Here is a 551-nt window from a genome sequence, read left to right as displayed (position 1 = left end):
CATTAATAAAGTAAATCAAGTATGGGCAACCGATATCACCTACATTCCAATGGAAAAGGGTTTTATGTATTTAATGGCTGTAATTGATATACACAGCCGTTACATTGTAGGCTGGTCTCTTTCCAATACAATGGAAGCGGAATGGTGCAAAGAGACGATACAGGAGTGTATAGAAGAGCATGGAGCACCGGAGATTGTCAATACAGATCAAGGGGCACAATTTACAAGTGATGTATTTACAGAGTACTTGACTAGTCAAGGTGTAACCATCAGTATGGATGGTAAAGGAAGAGCAACTGATAATATATTTATAGAGCGTTTCTGGCGAAGTTTGAAATATGAGAAAATATATAAACATTCTTATAGTAATGGTCACCAGTTAGCTTTAGGTATAATAGAATATATGTCTTACTATAATCACGAAAGACGACATAGTTCAATTGATAATCAAAAACCTTTCTATATCTTTGATACGGGTCGCCGAGACACAAGCTCAAAACCAAAAGAAAAACCACATTCTATGAGTTGTAAAGGCCAAGATGAATGGTCTG

Annotated in this window: 1 protein-coding gene; it reads left to right on the top strand. The window is 36.3% G+C overall.

All coding sequences use genetic code 11. The features are described 5' to 3' along the window. On the top strand, positions 1-551 hold a 551-nt coding region (locus tag HHU12_RS34705; RefSeq protein WP_169661241.1), incomplete at both ends, for an IS3 family transposase.

Source organism: Flammeovirga aprica JL-4 (assembly GCF_012844305.1).
Classification (GTDB): Bacteria; Bacteroidota; Bacteroidia; order Cytophagales; family Flammeovirgaceae; genus Flammeovirga; species Flammeovirga aprica.
Note: the sequence above shows the minus strand (reverse complement) of the source record. Positions and strands in the feature narration are given on the sequence as shown.